The sequence below is a fragment of the Streptomyces spongiae genome (genome assembly GCF_009377185.1).
GTDB classification, from domain to species: Bacteria; Actinomycetota; Actinomycetes; order Streptomycetales; family Streptomycetaceae; genus Streptomyces; species Streptomyces spongiae.
On record NZ_VJZC01000418.1, the window covers coordinates 1 to 8,916 of the forward strand.

8 protein-coding genes are annotated in these 8,916 nt (G+C 72.2%); 5 read left to right on the forward strand and 3 right to left on the reverse strand.

Annotated elements, in window-relative coordinates; genetic code table 11:
• The first annotated feature begins 279 nt into the window (after nt 1-279).
• From aceE to FNH08_RS36590, 3 genes are read left to right on the forward strand one after another with little or no spacing between them, the layout of a single operon-like run.
• The gene (gene aceE, locus FNH08_RS36580) at nt 280-2,982 is read left to right on the forward strand and encodes a pyruvate dehydrogenase (acetyl-transferring), homodimeric type (RefSeq protein ID WP_152775841.1); all 2,703 of its coding nucleotides are present in this window, start codon (nt 280-282) and stop codon (nt 2,980-2,982) included.
• Between the two features lie 49 nt (nt 2,983-3,031).
• Nucleotides 3,032-4,006, forward strand: coding sequence for a helix-turn-helix transcriptional regulator (locus FNH08_RS36585; RefSeq protein WP_152775842.1), 975 nt, complete (start codon nt 3,032-3,034; stop codon nt 4,004-4,006).
• 54 nt (nt 4,007-4,060) lie between these two features.
• Nucleotides 4,061-4,579 carry a DUF4240 domain-containing protein gene (locus tag FNH08_RS36590; protein WP_152775847.1) on the forward strand — a complete coding sequence of 173 codons (519 nt, stop codon included), beginning with the start codon at nt 4,061-4,063 and terminating at the stop codon, nt 4,577-4,579.
• Here the strand turns inward: FNH08_RS36590 and FNH08_RS36595 are convergent.
• Together FNH08_RS36595 and FNH08_RS36600 are read right to left on the reverse strand one after the other, a co-directional pair.
• Nucleotides 4,546-4,848, reverse strand: coding sequence for a hypothetical protein (locus FNH08_RS36595; protein WP_152775843.1), 303 nt, complete (start codon nt 4,846-4,848; stop codon nt 4,546-4,548). The genes FNH08_RS36590 and FNH08_RS36595 overlap by 34 nt on opposite strands.
• A 95-nt stretch (nt 4,849-4,943) precedes the next feature.
• Nucleotides 4,944-5,798: a peptidoglycan recognition protein family protein gene (locus FNH08_RS36600; protein WP_152775844.1), complete on the reverse strand. Its 855-nt coding sequence runs from the start codon at nt 5,796-5,798 to the stop codon at nt 4,944-4,946.
• A 283-nt stretch (nt 5,799-6,081) separates the two neighbouring features.
• On the opposite strand from FNH08_RS36600, the gene FNH08_RS36605 reads away from it, so the two are divergent.
• Nucleotides 6,082-7,269, forward strand: coding sequence for a MarP family serine protease (locus FNH08_RS36605; protein WP_322726076.1), 1,188 nt, complete (start codon nt 6,082-6,084; stop codon nt 7,267-7,269).
• A gap of 70 nt (nt 7,270-7,339) precedes the next feature.
• Here the strand turns inward: FNH08_RS36605 and FNH08_RS36610 are convergent, their stop codons facing one another.
• Complete coding sequence (locus tag FNH08_RS36610) at nt 7,340-7,828, reverse strand: GNAT family N-acetyltransferase (protein ID WP_152775845.1); 489 nt, start codon at nt 7,826-7,828, stop codon at nt 7,340-7,342.
• A 70-nt stretch (nt 7,829-7,898) separates the two neighbouring features.
• On the opposite strand from FNH08_RS36610, the gene FNH08_RS36615 reads away from it, so the two are divergent.
• Entirely contained in the window at nt 7,899-8,882 is a 984-nt protein-coding gene (locus FNH08_RS36615) for a TIGR01777 family oxidoreductase (RefSeq protein ID WP_152775846.1), read from the forward strand.
• Nucleotides 8,883-8,916 lie beyond the last annotated feature (34 nt).

Here is an 8,916-nt window from a genome sequence, read left to right on the forward strand (position 1 = left end):
GCCGAACACCAGAGCACGCCCCCACTCATACGCGCCCCCACCTGCGAAAACTCCAGCCACCCCACGACACCCGGTGCCGCCGCCGGAGGCACCCCGTGCCGACTTTCTCGCGATCAAGAGGTTTTGCCTCTCAACCCTTTGATCGATCATCGATCAGTGGTTACAGTCACCGACGGGCTCCCACCAGAGCCCTCGCCCTGTCCTGCCAAGACAACAAAGGGCACCCCCAACACCCCTTGCCGATGAGGGAACCCCCCTCCGCATCCGGAAGGCGGCGCAATGACCGACCCCACCGCAATCCAGCCGAGCGAGCTCGACCAGCTCCCGGACCGCGACCCCGAGGAGACCGCCGAATGGCAGGCCTCCCTGGACGCCGTCACCAAGGCAGCCGGGCCGCACCGCGCCGCATACCTGATGCGCCGCACCCTGGAACGCGCCGAGGCGGGCGGGCTCGCGCTGCCCAAGCTCCTCGAGACCGACCACGTCAACACCATCCCCACCTCCGCCGAGCCCACCGTGGACGGCGACGAGGAGATGGAGCGCCGGATCACCGCGTGGAACCGCTGGAACGCGGCCGCGATGGTGACCCGGGGCAGCAAACACGGCGTCGGCGGCCACATCGCCACCTTCGCCTCCGCCGCCTGGCTCTACGAGACCGGCTTCAACCACTTCTTCCGGGGGAAGGAGGCGGACGGCTCCGGTGACCAGCTGTACATCCAGGGCCACGCCTCCCCCGGCATCTACGCCCGCGCCTTCCTCGACGGCCGCCTCACCGAGCAGCACCTCGACAACTTCCGCCAGGAGGCCGGCGGCAACGGCCTGCCCTCCTACCCGCACCCGCGCCGCCTCCCCTGGCTGTGGGAGTTCCCGACGGTGTCGATGGGTCTCGGCCCGCTCTCCGCCATCTACCAGGCGCGCTTCAACCGCTACCTCACCAACCGCGGCATCAAGGACGTCTCGGCGTCCCACGTCTGGGCGTTCCTCGGCGACGGCGAGATGGACGAGCCCGAGTCGACGGCCGCGCTCGCGCTGGCGTCCCGCGAGGGCCTGGACAACCTGACCTTCGTCATCAACTGCAACCTCCAGCGCCTCGACGGCCCCGTCCGCGCGAACTTCAAGATCGTGCAGGAGCTGGAGGCCCAGTTCCGCGGCGCCGGCTGGAACGTCGTCAAGTCCCTCTGGGGCTCGGCCTGGGACGAGCTGTTTCAGCTCGACACCACCGGCGCGCTCGTCCGCCGCCTCCGCGAAGTGCCGGACGCGCAGGTGCAGACGTACCAGACCCGCGACGCCGCCTACATCCGTGAGGACTTCTTCGGCAAGGACCCCGCGCTCGCCGAGATGGCCAAGCTGCTGTCCGACGACAAGATCCTCGAGTGTTTCCACCTCTCCCGCGGTGGTCACGAGGCGCGCAAGGTGTACGCCGCGTACAAGTCGGCCGTCGAGCACAAGGGCGCCCCGACCGTCATCCTCGCCCAGACCGTCAAGGGCTTCACCCTCGGCGAGGGCTTCGCGTCGAAGAACGCCAACCACCAGATGAAGAAGCTGACGGTGGACGAGTTCAAGTCGATGCGTGACCTGCTGGAGCTGCCGATCTCCGACGAGCAGTTCGTCGACGGCGTCGTGCCGTACGCCCACCCGGGCGCCGACTCCCCCGAGGTCCGCTACCTCCAGGAGCGCCGCGCGGCCCTGGGCGGGCCCGCCCCCGCGCGCCGTACGCACGCCGTCGCCCCGCTCCCGGCCCCCGCCGAGAAGGCGTTCACGTCCTTCGACAAGGGCTCCGGCTCGCAGAACGTCGCCACGACCATGGCCTTCGTCCGCCTCGTCAAGGACCTGGTCCGCGACAAGCAGAGCGGCAAGCGCTGGGTGCCGATCGTCCCCGACGAGGCGCGCACCTTCGGTATGGAGTCGCTCTTCCCGTCCCTCGGCATCTACTCGCCCAAGGGCCAGACGTACGAGCCGGTCGACCGTGACCAGCTGATGTACTACAAGGAGGCCAAGGACGGGCAGATCCTCAACGAGGGGATCACCGAGGCCGGTTCGATGGCCGACTTCATCGCCGCCTCCACGTCGTACGCGACGCACGGCGAGACGATGATCCCGTTCTACATCTTCTACTCGATGTTCGGCTGGCAGCGCACGGCCGACCAGATGTGGCAGCTCGGCGACCAGCTCGGCCGCGGCTTCCTCGTCGGGGCGACGGCCGGCCGTACGACGCTGACGGGCGAGGGCCTGCAGCACGCCGACGGCCACTCGCCGGTGATCGCCGCGACCAACCCGGCGGCGCTGACGTACGACCCGGCGTTCGCGTACGAGGTCGCGGTCATCGTGAAGGACGGTCTGCGCCGCATGTACGGCGAGGCCGCGCCGGGCGAGGACCCGAACGTCTTCTACTACCTCACCGTGTACAACGAGCCGCTGCCGCAGCCCGCCAAGCCGGCCGTGCCCGCGATCGACGAGGGCATCGTCAAGGGCCTGTACCGCTTCAACACGGCGGAGTCGGCGGGGCTGTCGCCGGTCGCCAACGCCCCGCGCATCCAGCTGCTGGGCTCCGGTACGGCGATCCACTGGGTGCTCGCTGCCCAGAAACTGCTCGCCGAGGAGTGGGGCGTGGCGGCGGACGTGTGGTCGGCGACGTCGTGGACGGAGCTGCGGCGGGACGCGCTGGACGCGGACGCGGCGCTGTTGCGGGGCGAGGAGCGGGTGCCGTTCGTGCGGCAGGCGCTTCAGGGCGCGGATGGTCCTGTCCTCGCGGTCTCCGACTACATGCGTCAGGTACCGGACCAGATCGCGCAGTGGGTGGAGCAGGACTACTCCTCGCTGGGTGCGGACGGTTTCGGTCTCTCCGACACCCGTGAGGCGGCTCGCCGCCACTTCGGCGTCGACGCGCAGTCGGTGGTCGTGGCGGCGCTCGCGCAGCTTGCGAGGCGTGGTGAGGTGAAGGCGACGGCGGTGAAGGAGGCGCGGGAGCGGTACGGGCTGTAAGAGCGCGGGGGCGAGGCAACTCGGTGGCACGGACCGGCATCATGAACCCATGCGTGCTGCCCGGCTCATCAAAATGGTGCTGTTGCTCCAGTCACGCCCGACCATGACCGCCGCCGAACTGGCAAGCGAGCTGGAGGTGTCGGAACGCACGGTGACCCGGGACGCGCAGGCGCTGTCGGAGGCCGGGGTGCCGGTGTACGCGGACCGGGGACGGGCTGGCGGGTACCGGCTCATCGGCGGGTACCGGACACGCCTCACGGGCCTCGCCCGCAGCGAGGCAGAGGCCCTGTTCCTCAGCGGCGTACCGGGCGCCCTCCGCGAGATGGGCCTGGAGGACGCCGCCTCGGCCGCCCGGCTCAAGGTGTCGGCGGCCCTCCTCCCCTCCCTCAGTGACGCCTCACGCACGGCAGCCCAACGGTTCCACCTGGACGCCCCCGCCTGGTTCAAGGAGCCCGAGACACCCGAGCTGCTGCCGACGGTCGCGGACGCGGTCTGGGACGACCGGAGGATCACGGCCCGCTACCGGCGCGGGGACGCCGAGGTCGAGCGCGAGCTGGAGCCGTACGCGCTCGTCCTGAAGGCGGGCGTCTGGTACCTGTGCGCAAGGGTGGCGGAGCAGGGCGCCTTCCGGGTGTACCGCATCGACCGGTTCACCGCGGTGGCCGTCGGAGACGACCGCTTCGTACGGGACGAGGAGTTCGACCTGCCCGCCTTCTGGGAGGAGCGGGCCGCGCAGTTCGCGCGGTCGATCCTGCGCGCCGAGGTCGTGGTGCGGTTGACCGAGGAGGGTGTGCGGCGGCTGACGTACGCCGTCGATCCCCAGTCCGCCCGCGATGCCCTGGCGGCCAAGGGGGACCCCGACGAGCGTGGCCGGGTGACGGTGACGCTGCCGGTGGAGTCCGAGGAGGTCGCCCACACCCAGCTCACGGCCCTGGGCCCGGAGGTGGAGGTGCTGGCCCCGGCGACCCTGCGCAAACGGTTCACCGACGACGCGGCCCGCCTGACGAAGCTGTACGGCCCATGACACCGTGCACTCCGGGGTGCGTCCCGCCCCGCTAGGGCCGATGCTGGTCCCGTGATGGACGAGACGGAGTTCTGGGAGCTGGTGGACGCGACCCGGGAGGCCGCCGAGGGCGACCCCGAGGATCAGGCCGACCTGCTCGTCGAGCGGCTCGTCCAGCTGGACCCGGACGCGGTGCTGGACTTCGCGCGGCACTTCGAGGCCCGCTACAACCGCGCGTACCAGTGGGATGTGTGGGGCGCGGCGTGGGTGCTGCTCGACGGGGCCGGCGACGACGTGTTCGACTTCTTCCGGTGCTGGCTGATCGGCCAGGGCCGGGAGGTCTTCGAGGGCGCGGTGCACGATCCGGACTCGCTCGCCGGTCTCCTGGACGACTTCGACGAGGAGGTCGACGGGGACGGCGAGGAACTGGGGTACGCGGCGGACGAGGCGTACGAACAGCTCACCGGTACCGTCGCCCCGGACCTCGGCATCCCGCCCGCACCGCCCGAACCCGAGGGCACTCCCGTGGACTTCGAGAACGAGGGCGTGCTGGCGGAGCGCTATCCCAGGCTCTGGGAGCGGTTCAGGGCCTGACCGCGGTACGGGGAGCGGGGCAGGTAGGCGTACTCCGCGGCGGCGTAGGGCGCGGCGTGGTGCGGCGGCTCCCGGTGCGGCTCCCGGTCCGGGGCCGCCGGACGGTGCAGGGGCGCCGAGTTCGCCCGCTCCAGCGCGGACGCGGTGACGGCGGACGGGCCGAGCACGACGGCGACGGTCGCGCAGGCCACGGTCCACGGGCTCCGCAGGGACGCGGACCAGGACTTCTTCGTGTGCGTGGATGTGTGCGTGGAACGACTGCTGATCATCTTCCCCACCTCCGGTCGGCGTGACACGACGAAGCTAGGGCTCGGATCTGGGAGAACTCTGTGAGACGCCCGCGCGCTGTCTGTGAGACGAGCGGCTAGGAACGGCCCTGGAGGCGGGCGGCGGCCTCCCTGATCGCGGGGAGCCGTTCGGCGAGGGCCACGCCGGGACAGCTGGTCATGTAGCCGTCGCTGTGGCCCGCGAGGGCGGGCAGGAGGACGGTGGTGCCGGCGGGGTACCGGCTGTGGCTGTTGCTGGACACCAGGCGGACACCGCCGCGCGGGTCGACGTCCGCGAGGCCCAGCTTCCACGCGGCTAGGGCGGCGATCGCGTCGGTCACCGCCGGGGGCACCGGCACGCCCGCGGTGAACGTGCCGATGGCGGCGATACCCGCCGTACGGTGGTTGAAGCCCTGGGTGTGGGCGCCGGTGACGGGCCGGTCGACGCCGCCCGCGCGGCCCTCGTAGATCGTGCCGCAGCGGTCGACGAGGAAGTTGTAGCCGATGTCGTCCCAGTCCCGGCTGCCGGTCTGGCCCGCGTACAGGTAGCGGATGACGCGGGGCGTGTCCGCGCAGTCGTAGTCGTTCGGCGAGTCGGTGTGGTGCACGAAGACCGCGAGGACCCGGTCGTCGTACCGCGCGGGCGGCTGGCTGCGCGCGGCGTCGCCCAGCCAGTGGGCCCTCGGCACGATGGGCGGCCGGTCGGCCCTGTGCACGACGGCGGGCCGGGTCGTCGAGGGACGGTGGGCGCGGCCCTTCTTCTCCTCCCCACCGACCGTCGCCCACAGCACCAGCCCCAGCGCGACGGCGAGCACGGGCAGGACGGCAAGCAGGAGGAGGGCGACGCGCGGCAGCCGTACGGGGGACGCGGTCGCCTCACGGTCGGCGCCCGACCGCCGCACGCCCGACCGCCGCACGGCGGCCCGCGCGAACGCCGTGGCCCGCGCGAACATCGCGGCCCGCCGGGGCGGCTGAGCGGGGCCACCCCGCGCAGCCCGTATCCGCCCCCGTCGCCGTCGCGTTCGCGCCGTCCGGAAGACACGCATGGCCTCAGCTTGGCCCCGCCCCGGCCCCGCCGCGACGTGGGGTGCGCCACCCGGTGGAACCATCGTCTGGGCCCTGGGCGTTTCTACAGGTCCAGGCACGTGTGGCCGATTCCGCCGGTCCGCGCGGGCCTGCCTGATCACTGGGCCCGCCCCACGCGTACTAGGGGGCCCAAAGAGAAAGGCGCCTGGAGTGGACGTGCTCGACATCCTGCTGTTGCTGGTGATCCTGGCCTACGCGGCGTCCGGTTACCGCCGTGGCCTGGTGGCCGGCTGCGTCTCGCTGGCCGGGTTCGTGGGCGGCGCGGCCGTCGGGGTGTGGGTGCTGCCCTGGGTGATGGGCCTGGTGAACGCGGGGACCCCAGCGGCGACGCTCACGGCCGTGCTGACGGTGCTGGCGCCGGCGGTGGTCGGGCACGAGCTGGCGGGACGCCTGGGACTGCGGCTGCGCTACGAGCTGGAGCGCGGTGGCCCGCTCCGGGTGGCCGACGGCGTCGGCGGGGCCGCGGCCAACACGGTCGCCGTCCTCATCGTCGCCTGGGTGGCGGCCAGCGTGCTGGGCGCGTCCTCGTCCCCGGTGGTGACGCAGGCGATCCGAGGCTCGGCGCTGCTCGGCGCCGTGCAGAACACCATGCCGGAGACGACCCCGACCTGGTTCTCGCGTGCCACCTCCGCGCTCACCGAGGCGGGCTTCCCGCAGGTCTTCAACCCGTTCGAGAACGAGGCGACGGCGGAGGTCGCCAAGCCCTCCGGGGACAGCGTCACCGCCACCGCGACGAACGCGGCCAAGCGCAGCACGGTGAAGGTGGAGGGCGTCGCCGACGGCCAGGGCCGCGAGGGCAGCGGCTTCGTCTACGCGGCGCGGCACGTGATGACCAACGCCCACGTGGTGGCGGGCATCGACGAGCCGACCGTCCGTGTGGGCGGTGTGGGCCGCACGTACGAGGCGCGGGTCGTCCTGTTCGACCCCGACAAGGACGTGGCGGTCCTCTACGTGCCGGACCTCAGGGCACCCGTGCTCCGCTTCGACGACTCCGCGTCGCGCGGCGACTCCGCGGTCGTCGCCGGTTACCCGCAGGACGGCGGCCTCGACCTCCAGGGGGCCACGGTCGCCAGCCGCATCAACGCGAACGGCCAGAACATCTACAGCACGGACATGGTCACCCGCGAGATCTACTCCATCCGCTCCACGGTCCGCCCCGGCAACTCCGGCGGCCCTCTCCTGACGCCCGACGGCGGTGTGTACGGCGTGGTCTTCGCCCGCTCCACCTCCGACGACGAGACGGGGTACGTCCTGACGGTGGACGAGGTCGCCGGGGAGGCGCGGCAGGCGAGGAACTCGACGACACCGGTGGACACGGGCGAGCTGATCGCCTCGTAGCCCCGGAGGGGGCGGTGGTGTCAGGATGCGGTGCTGTAAGAGATTCGGTGGTGTCAGAGATTCGGTGGTGTCAGAGGTAACGCCCCATCAGGACGTCGTCCACGTACGCCCCGTCGAGCAGGAACTCCTCGGGCAGGATCCCCTCCACCACGAACCCCTCGGACTCGTACAGCTTCCTGGCGGGGGTGTTGTGCCCGAGGACCCGCAGGGTGAGCCGTCGGGCGCCCTGCCGTCGGGCCTCCTCCTGCACGGCCCGGAGCAGCGCCCGGCCCACCCCGTCGCCGCGCGCCGTCTCGGCGACGACGAGGCCCTGGATCTGCCGCACATGGGAGTTGCAGGCGAGGGGGGTCGGGTAGCCCAGACGGATGTAGCCGGCGAGCTGTCCGCCGAGTTCGGCGACGAGGTGGTCCCGCGGCCCGAAACGCTCGCTGAAGAAGGGTTCGAACGGCGGGCGGGGGCGCGGCTGGACGGAGTGCAGCGTGGACCAGGTGACGCGGTCGAGGCTGCCGAGCGTGTCCTCGTCGTCGAGGGTGGCGAAGCGTATGTACGGAACCGGCATGGGGGCCACAGTACGGCGCGCGGAGCGGCCTGACCGTGTGTTCTGGCGGCCCACCCGGCAGGATGTCCCCATGAACGCTGACGCACCGTTGGGCGACTCCGACTCCGACGCCCCGCTCGACACGGAAGCCTCGCTGGGTGGCGAGGACGCGCCGGCTCGCGGTTCCCGGATCGCGATCGCCGGGGCGTCCGGGCTGATCGGTTCGGCGCTGGCGCGCTCGCTGCGGGCGGACGGGTACGAGGTGGTACGGCTCGTACGGCGGACGCCGCGGGGCGAGGACGAGGTCCGGTGGGACCCGGAGGCCCAGAAGGTGGACGCGGCGGGGCTGGCCGGGTGTGCGGCGGTGGTGAACCTCGCCGGGGCCGGGGTGGCGTCGCGCCGCTGGACGGCGGAGTACAAGGCGAAGCTGCGGGCCGGGCGGGTGCTGGGCACGGCGGCGCTCGCGGAGGCGGTGGCCTCGCTCGACGTGCCGCCGCGTGTCTTCGTCAACGGCAGTGCGATCGGGTTCTACGGGGACACGGGCGACCGGGTGGTCGACGAGTCGGCGCCGCCGGGTGAGGGCTTCCTCCCCGCTCTCTGCGTGGAGTGGGAGGAGGCGACGGCGGCGGCGCGGGAGGCGGGCGTCCGGACCGTGTTCGCCCGTACGGGGCTGGTGGTGGCGCGTGGTGGTGGGGCGTGGGGTCCGCTGTTCCCCCTCTTCCAGGCGGGCCTGGGTGGCCGCCTGGGGAACGGTCACCAGTACTGGAGCTTCATCGCGCTGCACGACGAGGTGGCCGCCCTGCGGCACCTCATCGACACGCCGTCGCTGTCGGGGCCGGTGAATCTGACGGCTCCTGAGCCCGTGACGAACCGTGAGGTCACGGCCGCGATGGGGCGGGTGCTGCACCGTCCGACTCTCTTCTCCGTCCCCTCCCCCGCGCTCCGGCTCGTCCTCGGTGAGGTCGCCGGTGACGTCCTCGGCAGTGCACGGGTCCTCCCGTCCCGGCTCCTGGACTCCGGCTTCACGTTCGCGTTCCCGACGGTGGAATCAGCGGTACGGGCAGCACTCCGCTGAGCGGGAACGGGGTTTGTTCTCGCCCCCGCCGCCC